The organism is Streptomyces sp. NBC_00663, from assembly GCF_036226885.1.
In the GTDB taxonomy this organism is placed as follows: Bacteria; Actinomycetota; Actinomycetes; order Streptomycetales; family Streptomycetaceae; genus Streptomyces.
The window spans coordinates 8,109,980-8,128,793 of sequence record NZ_CP109027.1; the positions used below are offsets into that span (position 1 = coordinate 8,109,980).

Consider the following 18,814-nt stretch of genomic DNA (forward strand, 5'->3'; position numbering starts at 1 on the left):
GCCATGAACAACTCAGTTGCGAACACCGGACGTTTGCTGGGCGCGGGTCTGCGGGCGCTGCTGGTGCTGACCCTGCTCACCGGTGTCGTCTATCCGCTGGCCGTCACGGGCATCGCGCAGGCCGTCTTCCCCGGCAAGGCGAACGGCTCCGAGATCACGGCGGACGGCAGGGTCGTCGGGTCCTCGCTGATCGGCCAGCAGGGCTACGGCCTGGACTACTTCCAGCCCCGCCCGGCCGACGGACTGGGCGAGAACTCCGTCAACACCCAGTACAAGCTCCTCCTGTCCGGCGCCACCAACCGCTCGGGCGACAACCCCGAGCTGATCAAGTGGGTGCGGGAGGCGAAGGCCAAGGTCGTCAGGGAGAACTCCACCGCCGACTACCAGGTCGAGCCCTCCGAGGTCCCCGCCGACGCGGTCACCTCCTCCGGATCGGGTCTGGACCCGGACATCTCCCCGCGGTACGCCGACCTCCAGGTCCACCGGGTCGCCGAGCGCAACGGACTCTCCGTCACCCAGGTGCGCAAGCTGGTCGACGCCCACACCGACGGCCGCACCCTCGGCTTCATCGGCGAGCCCCGGGTGAACGTGCTGGAGCTCAACGTCGCGCTCAAGGCGCTGGTCGAGGGCGACTGACCGACGCCCTCCGTCCTGGTCCGACGTCACCAAAGCGCCGCGCGGCTGGTGCCGGCCGCGCGGCGCCGTCCCTCGGGAGTACCTGCCCGCGGGCAAGCGCTGTCTTGTTCCCGTCCGGGCATCCTCGTACAGTCCGCTTTCGTAATGTTCGCCAATAGGGCCGAATGTTTCGGTCGGCCCGTCGGAAGGGCTGACGCGTATGCGGACGTACGACAACCCCGTCCTCGGTGGCTTCCACCCCGACCCCAGCGTGTGCCGGGTCGGTGACGACTATTACCTGGTCTGTTCCAGTTTCGAGTACTTTCCCGGCGTCCCGCTCTTCCACAGCCGCGACCTCGTGCACTGGCGACAGATCGGCAACGTCCTGGACCGCCCGGGGCAGCTGGAGCTCTCCGACGACATCCCGGCCTCCGCGGGGATCTACGCCCCGACCCTGCGCCACCACGACGGCCGCTTCTACCTGATCACCACGGTCGTCGGCACCCGCGGTAACTTCATCGTCACCAGTGAGCGGCCCGAGGGGCCGTGGTCCGACCCGGTGTGGGTCGACGTCCCCGGGATCGACCCCGACCTGGCCTGGGACGAGGACGGCAACTGCTGGTGCACGGTCGCCGGATGCGGCCTCGCGCGCATCGACCCCGAGACGGGAAAGGTCCTGGAAGGACCCCTTCCGGTGTGGTCCGGGACGGGGATGCAGCACCCCGAGGCGCCGCACCTCTACCGGATCGGCGACTGGTGGTACCTGATGCTCGCCGAGGGCGGCACGGCCCACGGGCACAGTGTGTCGATCGCCCGTGCCCGCTCCGTCCGCGGGCCGTACGAACCGGCCCCCGACAACCCCGTGCTGAGCCACCGCAGCACCGACTCGCCGATCCAGTGCACCGGCCACGCCGACCTCGTCGAGGCGGCCGACGGGAGCTGGTGGATGGTGCTCCTGGGCACCCGGCCACGCGGCTGGTTCCCGGGCTTCCATGTGCTCGGCCGGGAGACCTTCCTGACGCCGGTGGAGTGGGTGGAGGGGTGGCCCACGGTGGGGCCGGTCCGGGAGAGCCATCCGGCGCCGGCCGCCTGGCACCCCGTACCGCCGCAGCCGGAACGGGACGACTTCGACGCCGCCGAACTGGCCCCGTACTGGATCTCCCCGCGCCGCAGGCCGGCCGGCTCGTGGTCGCTCGACGAGCGGCCCGGTGTACTCACTCTGCATGCCGCCGGGCCTAGTCTCGACCGGCCAGGACACACCTTCGTCGGCCGTCGGCAGCAGCACCCCGACTGCCGGGTGGAGGCCCGGCTGGAGCCTGGGAGCGGGCGGGCCGGGCTGTCCGTGCGGCTCGACGAGGCCCATCACTACGACCTGGAGATCGCCCAGGGCGAGGCGAGAGTGATCGCCCGGATCGGGCCGGTGCGGCAGTGCGTGGCGCGGCGGGCGGTGGGTACCGGACCGCTCGTTCTCGGCGTCGGGGTGCGCACCGAACCGCTGGTCACCGCGACCGGCGAGGACCTGCCGGGACTGCGGGCGGGCGGACCCGACGCGATCACCTTCGCCGTCGACGGCGAGGAACTCGCCGCGCTCGACGGCCGCTATCTGTCCACTCAGGTCGCCGGCGGATTCACCGGCCGGGTCATCGGGATGTACGTCACCGAGGGCAGTGCCGGCTTCGACTGGTTCACGTACGCGGCCGAGCCGACGCGGTAGTTCCGGAAGGCGTCGGAAACTCTCGGGCCGGGTGCGACGACGTCAGGCGCCGCGGACGCCGGGGAAGCTGGTCGCAGATTCACCGCGTACAAGGGGTTGCCACCGTTTGGGAGCTGTCTCTAGGGTGCGGCATCAACGAAGCTTTCTGGATCAACTCCGAAACTTTCGGTCCTGAGGACGGTGTAGTGGACACGCCGTCCCGTACCCAAGGAGTGCAAAATGGGCGACCCGGCACTGTCTCGCCGTGGCTTCCTGGCGGCGTCCGCCGCGACCGGTCTGGGCATGACCGCACTGAGCGGCTGCGGTGGCGACTCGGACGGTGGGTCGTCCGACGGAACGACCACGATCGAGTGGTGGAACATCTCCACCACCGAGCCGGCCCACACCGTCTGGGCGGGTCTGGCCAAGAAGTTCGAGGCCCAGAACCCCAAGGTCAAGGTGAAGATCGTTCAGCTGGAGAACGACGCCTACAAGTCGAAGATGACGGCGCTGATCGCCTCGGGGAAGCTCCCCGACATCTTCCACACCTGGGGCGGCGGCGTTCTCAAGCAGCAGGTCGACGCGGGTCTCGTCGAGGACCTCAGCGACAAGACCAAGCCGTGGTCCGACGATCTGCTGAAGGTGTCGAAGGAGGCCTACCTCATCGACGACAAGGTGTACGGCATCCCGTTCGACATCGGCATGATCGGGTTCTGGTACAACAAGGCGCTGTTCAAGCAGGCCGGCATCACCGAACCCCCCACCACCTGGGGCGCGTTCCTCGAAGCCGTCAGCAAGCTGAAGTCGAAGAACATCACGCCCATCGCCCTCGCGGGCAAGGAGAAGTGGCCCGGCATGTACTACTGGGCCTACCTCGCGATGCGCACCGCCGGCGCGAGCGCCCTGGAGAAGGCCTACGACGACAAGGACTTCACCGGCGCCGAGTTCGTGCAGGCGGGCGCGCACCTGAAGACCCTCGTCGATCTCCAGCCGTTCCAGAAGGGCTTCCTCAACGCCGCCTACTCCACGCCGACCGGCCAGGCGGCCAGCGTCGGCAACGGCAAGGCGGCCATGGAGCTCATGGGCCAGTGGGCGCCGCAGGTCGAGGCCGACGCGGGCAAGGGCCTCGGGAAGGACCTCGGCTTCTTCCCGTTCCCGGCGGTCGAGGGCGGCAAGGGCACCATCACCGAGGTGTTCGGCGGCGGCGGCGCACACGCCCTGCGCCGGGGCGCCCCGCAGGCGGCCGTCGACTTCCTGAAGTTCTTCGCCTCCGAGGCCACCGACCTGGAACTGGTCAAGAAGACCGGCACCCTCCCGGTGGTCCCCGGCGCCGAGAGCGCCATCACCGACGCCAACCTCAAGGCCGTACAGGCCCAGTTGAACGGCGCCACCGGCTTCCAGCTCTACCTCGACCAGGCCTACGCCCCCGCCGTCGGCCAGGAGGTCAACGACAGCGTGGCCGCGCTCATCGCCGGCTCCAAGTCCCCCGAGCAGGTCGCCCAGTCGATCACGAAGGTCACGAAGGAAGAGCAGTAGCAGCCGATGACCTCCACGTTCCTCGCAGACAAGCGGAGCGGTCCCGGCACCGACGTCCCGCCCCCGGAGAAGGTCAGGGCCCGGGGGCGGGCCCGGCGGCGCGCGCTCAACTGGCTCACCGCGATGGGCTTCCAGCTGCCCGCGCTGGTTCTCTTCACCGGGCTCGTGCTGCTGCCGATGCTGTTCGCGCTGTACGCCGCCTTCTTCCGCTGGGGCGGCTTCGGGATGCCCGAGGACTACGTCGGTGTCGACAACTTCACCGACCTCTTCGACAACCCCGTCTTCCTGGGCGACCTGTGGCGCTGCCTCGTCCTGGTCCTCCTCACGCTGGCGCTCCAGCTGCCGTTCGCGCTCGCCATGGCGGTCCTGCTCAACCAGAAGCTGCGCGGCCGGGCCGTCTACCGGATGCTGTTCTTCGCGCCCTATGTCCTGTCCGAGGCCATCACCGGCGTCCTCTTCAGCATGGTCTTCGCCCCGGACGACGGGCTCGCCGACCATCTCCTCGGCAGCATCGGCCTCGACAGCCTGGGCGGGCTGTGGTTCGCCGACCCGAACTATGTGATGGCGACCCTGTTCATCGTCATGACATGGAAGTACTTCGGCTTCCACATGATGCTCTACCTGGCCGGACTCCAGTCCGTACCCAGGGAGTTGACGGAGGCGGCGCTCATCGACGGCGCCAACTCGTGGCAGCGATTCCGCAGCGTCACCCTGCCGCTGCTCATGCCCACCATCCGCATCAGCGTCTTCCTGGCCGTGATCGGCTCGATCCAGCTCTTCGACCTGGTCTGGGTGATCACCCAGGGCGGACCCGACCACCACTCCGAGACCATGGCCGTGACCATGTTCCAGTACGGCTTCAAGCGCTACCAGGTCGGCTACGCCAGCGCGATCAGCGTGGTCATGTTCGGCATCTGCCTCGTCTTCGCCCTCGCCTACCAGCGGTTCGTGCTCCGCCGCGACCTCGAAGGGGCCACCACCACGATGAGGGGGGCCGGGAAATGAGCCTCAAGAGCGAGGGAACGAACCGCAGGAGCAAGACCGCCCGCACGTTCCCGCTGCACGTCATCCTCCTCGCCGTCGGCGCCGTCATGGTCGTACCCCTGGTGTACGCCATCCTGTCCGGCTTCAAGTCGACCGACGAGCTCTCCAGCAACCCGTTCGGGCTGCCGGAGCACTGGCTGGCGAGCAACTACACCGACATCCTCGGCTCGGGCGACTTCTGGAAGCTGCTCGGCAACAGCACGCTGATCGCCGTCGCCACGACGGTGATCGTCGTCGCGGTGTCCGCGCTGGCCGCGTTCTCCTTCGCGCGGTTCGCCTTCCGGGGGCGGGAGGTGCTGTTCACCTTCTTCACGATGGGGCTGATGTTCCCCTTCGCGGTGGCCGCGCTGCCGCTCTTCCTGCTGCTGCGCTATCTCGGTCTGCTCGACAACCCGTTGGGCGTGATCCTGCCGCAGGCCGCGTTCGGGCTGCCGATGACCATCATCATCCTGCGGGCCTTCTTCCGGGAGATCCCGGGGGAGCTGGAGGAGGCGGCCACCCTCGACGGGTGCAGCCCCTTCGGGTTCATGTGGCGGGTGCTGCTGCCGATGGCGCGGCCGGCGCTCGGCACGGTCTCGGTGCTCGCGGTCGTCACCAGCTGGAACAACTTCATGCTGCCGCTGCTGGTGTTCACCGACAACACCTGGTGGACGCTGCCCATCGGCGTCCAGCAGTTCCAGGGCCAGTACTCCGCCGAGTACGCCCGCGTCTTCGCCTATCTCGTCCTCGCGATGGTTCCCGCCCTCGCCTTCTACTCGGTCGCCGAGCGCCAGCTCGTCGGCGGCCTCACCGCCGGAGCCACCAAGGGCTGACGGCGGCAGTACGGCCCCCACCCCCGCACGTGAGGAGTCGCACCACCATGCTCAAGAACCGCCTCAGACTCGTCGGCGCCGTGGCCGCGGTCCTGGTCGCCAGTGGAATGGCGGCGCCGGCCCAGGCGCACGACAAGCAGCCCACCCTCGCCGACCTCGCCCAGCGCCACGGCCGCTACTTCGGCAGCGCCACCGACAACCCCGAACTCGTCGACGAGCCCTACAAGGCGCTCCTCGGCAGCGAGTTCGACCAGATCACGCCCGGCAACGGCATGAAGTGGTACGCCACCGAGCCCCAGCAGGGCGTCTTCGACTGGACCAACGGCGACGAGATCGTGAACCTCGCCCGCGCCCACCACCAGAAGGTGCGCGGCCACACCCTCGTCTGGCACAGCCAGCTGCCCGACTGGCTGACCTCCAAGGAGTGGACGGCGACCGAGCTGCGGGCCGTGCTGAAGAAGCACATCCAGACCGAGGTACGGCACTACCGCGGCAAGGTCTTCGCCTGGGACGTCGTCAACGAGGCGTTCAACGAGGACGGCACCTACCGCGAGACGGTCTTCTACAAGACCCTCGGCCCCGGCTACATCGCCGACGCCCTGCGCTGGGCCCGGCAGGCCGACCCCAAGGTCAAGCTCTATCTCAACGACTACAACATCGAGACGGTCGGCGCGAAGAGCGACGCCTACTACAACCTCGCCAAGGAGCTGAAGGCCCAGGGCGTCCCGCTCGACGGCATCGGCCTCCAGGCCCATCTGGCGCTCCAGTACGGCTATCCCACCTCGCTGGAGGAGAACCTCCGCCGGTTCGCCAAGCTGGGCCTCGACACCGCGCTCACCGAGGTCGACATCCGGATGATCCTGCCCGCGACCGAGGAGAAGCTCGCCCAACAGGCCCAGTGGTACGCCGACCTGACCGATGCCTGCCTCGCGGTGCGCCGGTGCGTGGGCATCACGATCTGGGACTACACGGACAAGTACAGCTGGATTCCGGCGTTCTTCGAGGGCCAGGGTGCCGCCCTGCCGTACGACGAGCAACTCCGGCCGAAGCCCGCGTACTTCGCGATCAGGGACGCGCTGAAGTAGCGGCGGCCCACCTGGTTTTCCAAGACACCCGGCGGCTGGGCAAGGAGGGGAGTCCGCCGGGGTGCGGCCCGGCCCGGCGGTGCGTCCCACCGCCGGGCCGGTGTCGTCTCGTCAGCCGGGCAGAGGTGCCGTGCTCGCGCGGATCACCAGCTCCGTGCCCAGCTCCACCCTGGGGGAGTCCGGCTGTTCGTCGCGGGCCAGTCTGAGCACCGTACGGACGGCCAACTTGCCCATGTCCGCGAGGGGTTGACGGACGGTGGTGAGGGGCGGGGCGGACCAGCGGACTTCCGGAAGGTCGTCGAAACCGACCAGGCTCATGTCCTCCGGCACCCTGAGCCCGCGGCGGCGCAGCGCCTCGATCGCGCCGAGCGCCATCTGGTCGCTGGCCGCGAAGATCGCGGTGGGTGGCTCGGGCAGGTCGAGCAGGGCGTTGCAGCCGTCGAAGCCGGACTCGGGGCGGAAGTCGCCGGGGACGACGAGGGAGTCGTCGACGCCGAGCCCCGCACCCTCCAGCGCGGCCCGGTAGCCGTCGAACCGGGCCCGGGAGCAGAGCAGCCGGGGCGGGCCCGCGATCAGGGCGATCCTGCGGTGGCCGAGGGAGAGCAGATGCTCGGTGGCCGCCATGCCGCCCGACCAGTTGGCGGCACCGATGGTGGGGGCGTCCAGCGCGGGGGAGCCCGCGGGGTCGACGACCACCAGCGGGACGCCGAGGATGCGCAACTCCTCGTGCAGCATGGGCTCCAGGACCGAGGTGACGAGAATGACGCCGTCGGAGGCACGGGCCCGCAGATTGCGCATCCACTCGCGGGCGTCGCCGGAGCGGCCGTGGATCGCCGAGACCACGGTGCCGACACCGGCCGCGTGCGCCACCTCCTCGACCCCGCGGATGATCTCCACCGCCCAGGGGCTGTCGAGGTCGTTGAAGACCAGGTCGAGCAGGGCGGCGCCGGTGCCCGAGGCCGTGGGGCGCCTGCGGTAGCCGTACTGCTGGAGCAGTTGCTCGACCCGCGCCCGGGTCTTGGGGGACACGTCGGAACGGCCGTTGACGACCCGGGACACCGTCGGCACCGAGACACCCGCCTGCCGGGCGATCTCGGTGATCGTGACCCGGCTCCCGGGCTCGGCCGGCCCTTCGGTGCCGACCTCGTGTGCTGCCAACTCCCCACCTCCGTGGACGGATCCACTGACGCCATCGAAACTTCCAGGAGTCTTCCGGAAAACGGGCACGGATGGGAAGAGGCGCAGGGGGTCGATCGGCAGGATCAGCGCATTCCGCATGCGGGGCTACGGGGAGTGAGCACCCCCGGACATGCGTCGGGGCCGGTTCGCAGTGTGTGTCTGCGGGCCGGCCCCACTGATCTCCGGGCGTGCGCCGGCCGCCCGGCGGTGCCTCAGGCGGCGGTCATCACCTTGTCGGTGCCCAGCGGGCGGTGCGGGGCGATGATCTGGCCGTCGGGCAGGAGCTCGCCGGTGTCCTCGAAGAGCAGAACGCCGTTGCACAGCAGGCTCCAGCCCTGTTCCGGGTGGTGCGCCGCGAGGCGGGCGGATTCCCGGTCGGCGGAGTCGGCTGTCGGACACGGCGGCTGGTGCTGGCACATGGGTGGGATCTTTCGCTTTGTCGTGGTTTTCATCGTTGCCCCCGTTGTGATAAGTCGGTCGGAACCAGTGTTGCCCCACGGGCGGCAATCCGCAGGGATTTGGCAGCACCGCTACTCACAGGTTCAGGACGCGTCACCCGCGTGGACGGTTCATCCCAACTGCACTGTCTCTTCGGGTGGTTCGCGATGGCCGGATGGGGCTAGTCCGGACGGGTGCGGGCACGAAGAAGGGCTCGTACGAGCTGTGTTTCGCTCGTACGAGCCGATGGTGTGGGTGTCAGGCGGGCTGGCTCAGCAGAGGTGCCGGTGCGGGTGTCACGCGGTGGGTCAGCATCGGGAGGAGTTCGGCGACGCGGTGCGGCCGGTGGGCGGCGATACCGGGCGGTGCGGGCGCGAGCGGGACGAGCAGATCGGTGGCGGCGGGGTGGCCGCCGGCGCCGTCGGCGGTGCAGTCGCCGTGCAGCCAAAGCGTGAGCATGTACAGGCCCGGGACGGACAACAGGCGGGGCTGGTAGGGCTGTTGCATGGTCTCGGCCTGGCGCAGCGCGCGCTCGGTGGAGGTGATGTAGGGGCCTTCGAAGAAGTGCGAGAAGGCCCAGCCGTCGGGGGTCAGCCGGGTCTCGGCCGCGGCCACGGCGCGGTCGCCGCACCGGATCAGGAAGCGCCACCCGGCCAGCCGGGTGGCGGCGGCGCCCTCGGCGGTGATCTCGTCGAGTACGTGGACGGGCAGCGGGAGTTCGGGGGTGGCGGGTCCCTGGGCGTTACGCAGGGACGGTGTCCGGGCCTCGCGAACCGCGGTGGGCGAACCGAGCGCAGTGAGGACGGAGCGAAGTGCGGGCGCGGGGGCCGGGGGTACATGCAGCGGCATAGTGGGTCGCCTCTCATTCGACAGGCACAGTGGCGCGAGGGCGTGGGCGGACGGCGCTGTCAGCTCGCGGGGTCAGAGAGGCGGGGGCCGGGTCGTGCATACGCTTGAGGGGGGTGAGGTCTGCCGCACATGACCTTGACGGCAGGATCGTTCGACCGGGGCGCCAACCTTCTGCCTCGCTCGCGGAGTTTATACGACACGTGTTCACACGATGTTTCGTCTAGCCGTTTCCGAGGCGTTCGGCAAGGGTCCATTCGGTCGGCGATACGTGGGAATCATCCCGATTCCGGATCGGCCGTACGGCGGTGACCTCGAAGAATGCCGGAGACTTGGACGGCCAATTGTCGTCGGCGTTTTTCACGAGATGTTCAGGGCACTCGAAACTGCACAGTGCCTCATGCCCGGTGAATGTGCCGCCGGTCATCTGCGTCAGAGTAGCGGCTGCCGGGCCCGCGCGGGACGTTATCGATCGGCTCCGCTGGGCATCATCCCACCGGACCCGGGACGCCCGGCGGCCGATGTACGGCACGCCCATCCGAGGAGGGATGCTTCGATGGGGGAGAAGGTCGTGGCAGGTCGGTTCGATCTGTCCGATCGCCAGCACTACCGCGGCAAGCTCCGGCAGTGCCTGGCGGGCCTGGAGCGGCTGCTGGAGGAGAAGCGGTTCGACCGGCCGAAGAACCTCATGGGGCTGGAGATCGAACTGAATCTCACCGGCGCCGACGGCATGCCGAAAATGCTGAATGCGCAGGTACTCGAACGCATCGCGAGCCGAGATTTCCAAACAGAACTCGCCATGTTCAACCTGGAAGTCAACATAGCTCCACATCCGTTGGGAGGGCGTGTATTCGACCGGCTCGCCGAGGAAATACGTACCTCGCTGGCATACGCGGACCGAAAGGCGGGAGAGCTCGACGCGGGGATCGTGATGATCGGCATTCTGCCGACGCTCGACCGGGACGACCTGGTCTCCTCCAACCTCTCCGACGTCGATCGCTACACCCTGCTCAACGACCAGATCGTGGCCGCCCGCGGCGAGGACTTCACCCTCGACATAGACGGGGTGGAACGACTGAGCTGCACCTCGAAATCCATCGCTCCCGAGGCCGCCTGCACCTCCGTGCAACTGCACCTCCAGGTCACCCCGGGACGCTTCGCCGATGTGTGGAACGCCGCGCAGGCCGTCACCGCCGCGCAGATCGCCGTCGGCGCCAACTCGCCGTTCCTGTTCGGCAAGGAGCTGTGGTGCGAGTCCCGGCCCCCGCTGTTCCAGCAGTCCACCGACACGCGCCCGCCCGAACTCCAGGCGCAGGGGGTACGGCCGCGCACCTGGTTCGGGGAGCGGTGGATCTCCTCGGCGTACGACCTGTTCGAGGAGAACCTGCGCTACTACCCGGCGCTGCTGCCGATCTGCGACGACGAGGACCCGCTGAAGGTGCTCGACGAGGGCGGGGTGCCGAGTCTCGCCGAGCTCGTCCTGCACAACGGCACGGTGTACCGCTGGAACCGGCCGGTGTACGGCATCGCCGACGGTGTCCCGCATCTGCGCGTGGAGAACCGCGTGCTCCCGGCCGGGCCCACCGTCACCGACGTCATCGCCAACGCCGCGTTCTATTACGGTGTCGTCCGCGCCCTCGCCGAGGAGTCGCGGCCCGTGTGGACCCGGCTGCCCTTCGAGTCGGCCGCCGCGAACTTCGACGCGGCCTGCAAGCACGGCATCGACGCCCGCTTCGACTGGCCGCGGCGCGGACGCCTCGGCGGGCTGACCCAGGTCGACGCCGTCACCCTCGTACGCGACGAACTGCTGCCGCTGGCCGAGGCCGGGCTCGACGGGTGGGGCGTGGACCCCGCCGACCGGGACTTCTACCTCGGCGTCATCGACGAACGCTGCCGGCGCCGCGCCAACGGGGCGACCTGGCAGTCCGCGACCTTCCACCGCGCCCTGGAGAAGGGGCTGAGCCGTGACGCCGCGTTCGCCGCGCTGACGCGGAGGTACCGCGAGCTGATGCACGTCGGCGAGCCGGTGCACACGTGGCCGGTGGGGTTGCCGGAGCCGGTGCCGCTGGGATGAGACGGAGGCCGGTCGTCGCGGCGGGGGCGGCGCGGGGGTGTCCTGCGTGGATCGGCCTGTGTTGCCGCCCTCCGCGCTCAGCCCCCGCCGCTGCCTTCCGCCCCCGCTGCCACGATCGCCTTCAGGATCACCTCGTGGATCTGGGACGGATCGGAGACCTCCTGGCCGGAGCCGCCTGTCGCGGTGGCTATCCGGTCGGCCTCCGTGCGGTCCGCTTCGGGGCCCACGGCGATCATGATGAGGGGGACCGGGCGGTCGGGCCGGGTGAGCTGCTGAAGGCGGCTGATGAGGGCGCCGAGGGAGATGCTGCCGGGGTCCTGGTTGGCGCCGTCGGTCAGGATGACCAGGGCGTTGAACTTGTCCTTGGCGTAGGACGAGACGGCCGCTTTGTAGGCGGCGAGCGTGGTGTCGTAGAGGCCAGTGGCCCCGTTCGGAACCGGGGTGAGGCCGCTGAACGCCGCTGTCAGCCGGTCGCGCTGGGTGCCGTTGCCCTGGGCCGCGCCGAGGCGTTCGGTCGGCACCAGGACGCGGTAGTCCTTGTCGCCGTCCAGCTTGGTGGAGAAGTCCCACAGGCCGATCTCGTCGTCCGGCGTGAACGTGGCGAGGGCCTGGAGGAGGGACGCCTTGGTGACGTCCATGCGGGACTGGCCGGTGCCCGAGACCGGCTCGGACATCGAGGAGGACGCGTCCACGACCGTGGTGATCCGGGCGCTCTGCACCGTGATCGTCCAGGTGCCGAGCGCCTCCTCGAGCGCCGCCTTGGAGGCCGGGCGTACGGCGGGCCTCGCGTACGGCTGCGGCTTGCTGCCGCCGGCCTGCGTGACGACCGACTGCGCCACCTCGTCGGCGGACGTGCGGAAGCCGTACCGGTGGAACAGCTTCTGCTGCTCGGGCTTGCGCAGATAGTTCACGAACCGGAGCGCCGCCCGGCTCTCGTCCGTGCTCAGCACCGCCTGGTCGACCAGGGTGTAGGGGAAGTCGAGCCGCGGTGAGCCGTCCTTCGGATAGAAGAGGTCGAGCCCGTCGCCCCCGGCGGAGGCGTTGTACGCGAACGCCGCCTGCTCGCTCAGGACCAGCGCCTGGTTGCGCTTCGGGTTGCCCTGCTCGGCACCGGAGGTATCGCGCGGGAGGGTGTCCAGGACCTGGCTGTCGCTGTCGGACGTGCGTTGCGACAGGGTCTTCATCATGGCCGCCGCCTGGGTGTCGCCGCCCTCGATCGCGCTCGCGGCGGCGCTCAGCCGGGTCAGTGCGAGCAGGCCGGTCGCGCTGCGCGCGGGGTCGGCCGCGCCGAGCCTGAGGGCGTCGTCCCGCAGGGTGGCACCGGCCAGTTCGATCCAGCTGTACGTCTTCTTCGGCCACCCCAGCGACTTCGCTGCCCGCGGCACCATCGCCACCCCCACCGGCGAGGACGCGAAGTTGCCGACCGGTGTCACCTCCGTCGCCGAGGTATTCGCCCCGACCCGCTCGACCCATATCTCCGAGTCCGGCACCCATAGCTGCACATCGGTCTTCCGGCCCCCCAGCAGCGTGGCCGCGACCTTGTGGGAGTCCTGGGCGCCGACCGTGACGTCCACGCAGCGGCCGTCGGAAGTGAGGCTGTTGTCGCGGGCCCGCTCCGCCGCCGCGCGCAAAGCCGGGGCCATGTCGGGAGAGGCGGCGACCTTGAGCCGTACCGCGTTGTCCTGGCAGGAGGAGCCGAAGGAGAGGAGTCCGCCGCGGACGGCCGCCGCCGTGCCGCCGGCGACGGTCAGGACGAGTACGGTCGCGATGGCCACCGAGCGGCGCCGGGCGCGTGGGCGGGGGTCGCTGCCGCCCGCCCCATACTGATCGGGCAAGCTGTGACGTCCCATGACGGTGGTGCCCCTCCCTGTCGGACCTGCTGCCGGCCGCCGGCCGGATGGCGGTCGAAGGGGGAGGAACGCCCCGTACGGTGTCCGTCCCCCAACGGCCTGTCGCGCACGATCGTCGTAAGTTCTCACGATCTTCGTAAGTTCTTTCGAGGACCCTAGCGGGGCCGTGAAGGGGATGAGACGGGATTACTGAATTGGAGTCAGGTGTGCAGGCAGAGGCGGGTGCGGTGGCTGATTCTTTTCCGCCGGAGCGGCCCTCGCGACGGATCCTCCGGGACGAGACCCTGCTCGTTCTGGGGCTTTCGCTCGGTGCGAGTGGTGTGTCCGCCCTGATCAGCTTTGTCGGATCGGTCACCAAACCGGGCGGCCTCAAGGACCAGGCGGCCACCCTCAACGCCTCGGCTGCGCCTGGCCGTCCCTGGCTCGATCTCGCCTGGCAGCTCTTCGGGATCGCCTCGTCCCTCGTGCCCGTCGCCCTGGTCGCGCATCTGCTCCTGCGGGAGGGGAGCAGCCTGCGCACCCTCGGTTTCGACCGGACCAGGCCATGGTTCGACCTCGCGCGGGGCGCGGGCGTCGCGGCGGTGATCGGCAGTACCGGAATCGCCTTCTACCTGGCCGCACGCGGCCTGGGCTTCAATCTCACCGTCGTGCCCGAGGCGTTGCCCGAGGTGTGGTGGAAGTACCCGGTGCTGGTGCTGTCCGCCCTCCAGAACGCGATCCTCGAAGAGGTCATCGTCGTCGGCTATCTGCTGCGCCGGCTCGGCCAGTTGGGCTGGACGCCGGGGACCGCGCTGGTGGCCAGTTCCGTACTGCGCGGGTCGTACCACCTCTACCAGGGCATCGGCGGGTTCCTCGGCAACATGGCGATGGGCGTGGTGTTCGTCTACCTCTACCGCCGATGGGGCCGGGTGGGTCCCCTGGTGGTGGCGCATTCGCTGCTCGACATCGGGGCGTTCGTCGGGTACGCGCTGCTGGCCGGGAAGGTGGGCTGGCTGCCGACCGCGTGAGCCGGCGCCGGCCCTGCCGGGGGTGTCAGACGAGCAGCTCGCCCTCGATCGTGGTGACCGCGCGGCCCGTGAGGAGGGTGCGGTCGCCGCGGAGTTCGGTGCGCACCCGGCCGGAGCGCGGGGAGGCCTGGAGGCCGGTCAGCTCGGTGCGGCCCAGACGCCCGGCCCAGAAGGGGGCCAGCGCGGTGTGGGCGCTGCCGGTGACCGGGTCCTCGTCGATCCCGTAGTTCGGGAAGAAGCAGCGGGAGACGAAGTCGTAGCCCCGAGCCGGATCCTCGGCGCGGGCGGTCGCGATGATGCCGCGCTCGGAGAAGGCGCCGAGGGCCTTGTGGTCGGGGTCGAGGGCGTGGACGGTCTTCTCGTCGACGAGTTCGAGGACCAGGTCGCCGACGTTCGGACCGGTGTCGAAGGCCGAGAGCGGCTCGGTGCCCAGCGCCGCGGCGACCCCGTCCGGCACCTCGGTCCGGGTGAGCGGCGCGGTGGGGAAGTCCAGGGTGATCGAACCGTCCTCGTCCGGCGTCGCGATGAGCACCCCGCTGCGCGTGGCGAACCGCACCGGGCCCTCGTGGGCGCCGGTCGTGTGCAGCACGTGCGCCGTGGCCAGCGTGGCATGGCCGCACATGTTCACCTCGGCGGCCGGAGTGAACCAGCGCAACGCCCAGTCGGCGTCGCCGCCCTGGGGAAGGGGGTGGGCGAAGGCCGTCTCGGCGTGGTTGACCTCGACGGCCACGTTCTGGAGCCGCTCGTCGTCCGGGAAGGAGTCGAGGAGCAGCACGCCGGCGGGGTTGCCGGCGAAGGGGCGGTCGGTGAAGGCGTCGACGATTCGGATGCGCATGCCCTCGACGCTAAGGGCGAGTGGCCCACGGGGCCAAGGCCAATTCGGGGCCACTGGACCCCTTTCCCTTCCCGGAGCGCTGTCTGGACGCGTCGTCCCGGCGGTGCGACTGTCGTCAACGCGTCACCTACCCACGACAGTCCAGGAGGCCGCCATGTCCCAGCCGTCCGTTCTCCAAGCCCTGCTGGCCGGGCTGCGTGGCGGTGCGATCGAGGTCGTCGATCTCACGGCGCCGCTGTCCTCGGACACCCCGGTGATCCAGCTGCCCGAGCCGTTCGGGCAGACGCAGGTCTTCGAGCTGGAGGAGATCAGCCGGTACGACGACCGTGGACCGGCCTGGTACTGGAACAACTTCCGCACGGGTGAGCACACCGGCACCCATTTCGACGCCCCGAACCACTGGGTCACCGGCAAGGACCTCGCCGACGTGGCCTCGGTGCCGGTGAGCCGGCTGATCGCGCCCGCGGTGGTGCTGGACTTCTCCGCCGCGGCGGCCGAGGATCCCGACTTCCTGGTCGAGGTGGATCACATCGAGGCGTGGGAGGTCGAGCACGGTCCGCTGCCCGACGGGGGCTGGCTGCTGCTGCGCACCGGCTGGGACGCCCGGTCCGACTCCCAGCGGGAGTTCCTGAACGCCGACGAGAACGGCCCCCACACCCCGGGCCTGTCGCCCGAGTGCGCCCGCTGGGTCGCCGAGGAGTCCCCGGTGATCGGCCTCGGCACCGAGACGGTGGGCACCGACGCCGGGGCGGCGCACTCCTTCGACCCGGTCTTCCCCTGCCACTCGTACCTCATGGGCAACGACAAGTACGGGCTCACGCAGCTCCAGAACCTCGGTGAGCTGCCCGCCACCGGCGCCGTGGTCGTCGCGGGCCCGCTGCCGATCGTCCAGGGCTCGGGCTCGCCGGCCCGGGTCATCGCCCTGGTGGAGCGCTCATGAAGGTCGCCGAGGCGGTCGGCCGGGCCCTGACCGCGGCCGGTGTGCGGCAGGTGTTCGGCGTGGTCGGCTCGGGCAACTTCCACGTCACCAACGCGATGGTCGCGGCCGGTTCCCGCTTCGTCGCCGCCCGCCACGAGGGCGGAGCGGCCACCATGGCCGACGCCTACGCCCGGGTCAGCGGCACGGTTGCCGCCCTCAGCGTCCATCAGGGGCCCGGCCTGACCAACGCGCTGACGGGTGTCGCCGAGGCCGCGAAGAGCCGCACCCCGCTGCTCGTCCTGGCCGCCGAGGCCACCCGGCCGACCTCCAACTTCTACGTCGACCAGGAGGCGTTGGCGCGGGCGGTGGGCGCGGTCACGGAACGCGTGACGTCCCCGGCGTCGGCGGTCGAGCAGGCCTGCGGCGCCCTACGGCGTGCCCTGCACGAGCGCCGTACCGTCGTCCTCAACCTCCCCTTGGACGTGCAGGACCTGGACGTCCCCGACACGGCCGCCATCGCCGTCGTACCGCCCCCGGCGCGGGCCCCCGTGGAACCGGCCGCGTCCGAGGTGGCGGCGCTGGTCACGGCGCTCGCCCGGTCCCGCCGCCCGGTGTTCGTGGCGGGCCGGGGTGCCAGGACGGCCCGCGAGGCCCTGACCGCGCTCGCCGACCACCACGGCGCCCTGCTCGCCACCTCCGCCGTCGCCCACGGACTGTTCCACGACGACCCCTGGTCGCTCGGCATCTCCGGAGGCTTCGCCACGCCCCTGGCCGCCGAACTGATCCAGGACGCCGATCTCATCGTGGGCTGGGGCTGCGCCCTCACCATGTGGACCATGCGGCACGGCCGGCTGATCGGCCCGGACGCCACCGTCGTCCAGGTCGACGACGACGCCTCCGCGCTCGGCGCGCACCGCGAGATCCACCTGGGCGTCACGGGCGACGTCGCCGCCACGGCCCGGCAGGCGCTCGACGCGGGTGCCGAGCGGCGCCAGGGGTATCGCTCCGCCGCCGTCGCGCGGGCGCTCCGCACCCGGGGCCGGTGGCGGGACGTCCCCTACGACGACGAGAGCACCCGGGACCGTATCGACCCGCGCACCCTGAGCGCTGCCCTCGACGCCGTCCTCCCGGCCGAGCGGATCGTCGGCGTCGACTCCGGCAACTTCATGGGCTATCCGAGCGCCTACCTGTCGGTGCCCGACGAGGAGGGCTTCTGCTTCACCCAGGCCTTCCAGTCGATCGGCCTGGGCCTCGCGACGACGATCGGCGCGGCCCTGGCCCGGCCGGACCGGCTGCCGGTGGCGGCGCTCGGGGACGGCGGGGCGCTGATGGGAGTGGCCGAGCTGGAGACCGTACGACGGCTCGGGCTGCCCATGGTCGTGATCGTCTACGACGACGAGGCCTACGGCGCCGAGGTCCACCACTTCGGCCCCGACGGGTTCCCCCTCGACACCGTCACCTTCCCGCCCACCGACCTCGCCGCCGTCGCTAGCGGCCACGGCTTCGAAGCGGTGACCGTGCGGGGCCGCGCCGACCTCAAGGCGGTGGAGGACTGGGTGGCGGGGCCACGCTCGTCACCACTGCTGGTGGACGCCAAGGTGACGCGGGAGCACGGGGCCTGGTGGCTGGAGGAGGCGTTCCGGGGGCACTGAGCGTGAGCGGGGTGCGCCGGTGACCGGGGTCGGCTTCAAGGGCCTTGCCATGCGAACTGTTCCGATATATCGTTGACGCATCGCGACAGATCAACGATGGATGGAGTGATGGCGATGCGTTCCCATGGATTCGAACGTGGACACGGTGGACCCGGCCCCCGCGGCGGCCGAGGTGGTTTTGATGGACGGCGTGGTGCCTTCGGCCCCTTCGGGCCGGGTGGACCCGGTGGCCCCGGCTTCGGTCCGGGCCCCTGGGGGCCACGAGGGCGCGGCGGACCGCGGGGGAGGGCGCGGCGCGGCGACGTACGCGCGTCGATCCTCGCCCTGCTCAGGGACCGGCCCATGCACGGGTACGAGATGATCCAGGAGATCGCCGAGCGCAGCGGCGGGGCGTGGAAGCCCAGCCCCGGCTCGGTGTACCCCACCCTTCAGCTGCTGGAGGACGAGGGCCTGATCGCCAGCGAGAGCGAGGGCGGCAAGAAGCTGTTCTCGCTCACCGAGGCGGGCCGCACCGCGGCCGAGGAGGGGCCCGACGCGCCCTGGGAGGAAGCCTCCCGTGGCGTGGACTTCGAGGCGCTGGGTGAGATCCGCCAGGCCGGCTTCGGTCTGATGGAGGCCTTCGGGCAGGTCTGGAAGACCGGCAGCAAGGAACAGCGCGAGAAGGCGGTCGGCGTCATCAACGAGGCCCGCAAGAAGCTGTATCTGATCCTCGCCGAAGAGGACTGACGGCCCTACGGCTGTGAAGAGGCGCCCCGTGGAACATCCGCGGGGCGCCTTCGCGTACGCCGTTCCCGGTCAGGCCACCAGCCCCGCCAGCTTCCGCAGCGACTCGTTCAGCGCGGCCGTCGCCGAGTCCTTCAGTTTGCCCGCCATCAGGGACACCGCCGCGCCCGTGAACTCGCTGTCGATGCGGACCGTGGTCGCGTCGCCGTCGGGGACGAGCGTGTAGCGGTTGACCAGGCTCACTGCCATCGGGCCCTTGCCCTTGGTGGCGAACACCCGGGCCGGCTCCAGCTCGTCGATGGTCCACTCGACCTCGGCCGGGAAGCCCATCAGCTTCATGTTCTCCTGGTAGGTCCCGCCCACTTCGAGGCTCTTGGGACCGCCCTCGGGGAAGCTGGTGTGGGTGGCGTTCCACTCGCCGTACGACGACCAGTCCGTGAGCCGGCTCCACACCTTCTCGGCCGGCGCCTCGATCCGTGCCTCCGCGCTGACTTCGGCCATGCGAC

Annotated in this window: 18 protein-coding genes; 11 read left to right on the forward strand and 7 right to left on the reverse strand. The window is 70.4% G+C overall.

Annotated elements, in window-relative coordinates; all coding sequences use genetic code 11:
* The first annotated feature begins 3 nt into the window (after positions 1–3).
* The 6 genes from OG866_RS36760 (at position 4) to OG866_RS36785 (ending at position 6,785) form a co-directional block, all read left to right on the forward strand.
* Entirely contained in the window at positions 4–636 is a 633-nt protein-coding gene (locus OG866_RS36760) for a potassium-transporting ATPase subunit C (RefSeq protein ID WP_329341528.1), read from the forward strand.
* Between the two features lie 199 nt (positions 637–835).
* Positions 836–2,329 (forward strand): glycoside hydrolase family 43 protein, encoded by a 1,494-nt coding sequence (locus OG866_RS36765; RefSeq protein WP_329341529.1) that lies wholly within the window; start codon positions 836–838, stop codon positions 2,327–2,329.
* Positions 2,330–2,548: 219 nt separating this feature from the next.
* A complete protein-coding gene (locus OG866_RS36770) occupies positions 2,549–3,844 on the forward strand; it encodes an extracellular solute-binding protein (RefSeq protein WP_329341530.1) in 1,296 nt (431 codons plus the stop codon).
* 6 nt (positions 3,845–3,850) lie between these two features.
* A complete protein-coding gene (locus OG866_RS36775; protein ID WP_329341531.1) occupies positions 3,851–4,849 on the forward strand; it encodes a carbohydrate ABC transporter permease in 999 nt (332 codons plus the stop codon).
* Positions 4,846–5,700, forward strand: a complete 855-nt coding sequence (locus tag OG866_RS36780; RefSeq protein ID WP_329341533.1) for a carbohydrate ABC transporter permease — start codon at positions 4,846–4,848, stop codon at positions 5,698–5,700. Before OG866_RS36775 ends, OG866_RS36780 begins: the two co-directional genes overlap by 4 nt.
* 47 nt (positions 5,701–5,747) lie before the next feature.
* A complete protein-coding gene (locus tag OG866_RS36785; RefSeq protein ID WP_329341535.1) occupies positions 5,748–6,785 on the forward strand; it encodes an endo-1,4-beta-xylanase in 1,038 nt (345 codons plus the stop codon).
* Positions 6,786–6,896: 111 nt separating this feature from the next.
* Here OG866_RS36785 and OG866_RS36790 read toward each other — a convergent pair whose 3' ends face one another.
* The 4 genes from OG866_RS36790 to OG866_RS36805 form a co-directional block, all read right to left on the reverse strand.
* Complete coding sequence (locus OG866_RS36790; protein WP_329341537.1) at positions 6,897–7,943, reverse strand: LacI family DNA-binding transcriptional regulator; 1,047 nt, start codon at positions 7,941–7,943, stop codon at positions 6,897–6,899.
* A gap of 233 nt (positions 7,944–8,176) precedes the next feature.
* The gene (locus OG866_RS36795; protein WP_329341539.1) at positions 8,177–8,383 is read right to left on the reverse strand and encodes a DUF5999 family protein; all 207 of its coding nucleotides are present in this window, start codon (positions 8,381–8,383) and stop codon (positions 8,177–8,179) included.
* 277 nt (positions 8,384–8,660) lie between these two features.
* Positions 8,661–9,251 (reverse strand): hypothetical protein, encoded by a 591-nt coding sequence (locus tag OG866_RS36800; protein WP_329341540.1) that lies wholly within the window; start codon positions 9,249–9,251, stop codon positions 8,661–8,663.
* Positions 9,252–9,471: 220 nt separating this feature from the next.
* Positions 9,472–9,675, reverse strand: coding sequence for a hypothetical protein (locus OG866_RS36805; RefSeq protein WP_329341542.1), 204 nt, complete (start codon positions 9,673–9,675; stop codon positions 9,472–9,474).
* Positions 9,676–9,804: 129 nt separating this feature from the next.
* Between OG866_RS36805 and OG866_RS36810 the strand changes: the two genes are divergently transcribed.
* Positions 9,805–11,322, forward strand: a complete 1,518-nt coding sequence (locus OG866_RS36810; RefSeq protein ID WP_329341544.1) for a glutamate--cysteine ligase — start codon at positions 9,805–9,807, stop codon at positions 11,320–11,322.
* A gap of 77 nt (positions 11,323–11,399) precedes the next feature.
* Here the strand turns inward: OG866_RS36810 and OG866_RS36815 are convergent, their stop codons facing one another.
* Entirely contained in the window at positions 11,400–13,172 is a 1,773-nt protein-coding gene (locus tag OG866_RS36815; protein ID WP_329341545.1) for a substrate-binding and VWA domain-containing protein, read from the reverse strand.
* 206 nt (positions 13,173–13,378) lie between these two features.
* On the opposite strand from OG866_RS36815, the gene OG866_RS36820 reads away from it, so the two are divergent.
* Positions 13,379–14,179 carry a CPBP family intramembrane glutamic endopeptidase gene (locus OG866_RS36820; protein WP_329341546.1) on the forward strand — a complete coding sequence of 267 codons (801 nt, stop codon included), beginning with the start codon at positions 13,379–13,381 and terminating at the stop codon, positions 14,177–14,179.
* A gap of 25 nt (positions 14,180–14,204) precedes the next feature.
* Here the strand turns inward: OG866_RS36820 and OG866_RS36825 are convergent, their stop codons facing one another.
* Entirely contained in the window at positions 14,205–15,014 is an 810-nt protein-coding gene (locus tag OG866_RS36825; protein ID WP_329341548.1) for a PhzF family phenazine biosynthesis protein, read from the reverse strand.
* Positions 15,015–15,168: 154 nt separating this feature from the next.
* Here OG866_RS36825 and OG866_RS36830 point away from each other — a divergent pair, with 154 nt between their 5' ends.
* The 3 genes from OG866_RS36830 (at position 15,169) to OG866_RS36840 (ending at position 18,311) form a co-directional block, all read left to right on the forward strand.
* Positions 15,169–15,954, forward strand: coding sequence for a cyclase family protein (locus tag OG866_RS36830; protein WP_329341549.1), 786 nt, complete (start codon positions 15,169–15,171; stop codon positions 15,952–15,954).
* Complete coding sequence (locus OG866_RS36835) at positions 15,951–17,585, forward strand: thiamine pyrophosphate-binding protein (RefSeq protein ID WP_329341550.1); 1,635 nt, start codon at positions 15,951–15,953, stop codon at positions 17,583–17,585. Before OG866_RS36830 ends, OG866_RS36835 begins: the two co-directional genes overlap by 4 nt.
* Before the next feature lie 114 nt (positions 17,586–17,699).
* On the forward strand, positions 17,700–18,311 hold the full coding sequence (locus OG866_RS36840) for a PadR family transcriptional regulator (protein WP_329341552.1): 612 nt from the start codon (positions 17,700–17,702) through the stop codon (positions 18,309–18,311).
* 69 nt (positions 18,312–18,380) lie between these two features.
* Here the strand turns inward: OG866_RS36840 and OG866_RS36845 are convergent, their stop codons facing one another.
* Positions 18,381–18,809, reverse strand: coding sequence for a type II toxin-antitoxin system Rv0910 family toxin (locus OG866_RS36845; protein ID WP_329341553.1), 429 nt, complete (start codon positions 18,807–18,809; stop codon positions 18,381–18,383).
* Positions 18,810–18,814 lie beyond the last annotated feature (5 nt).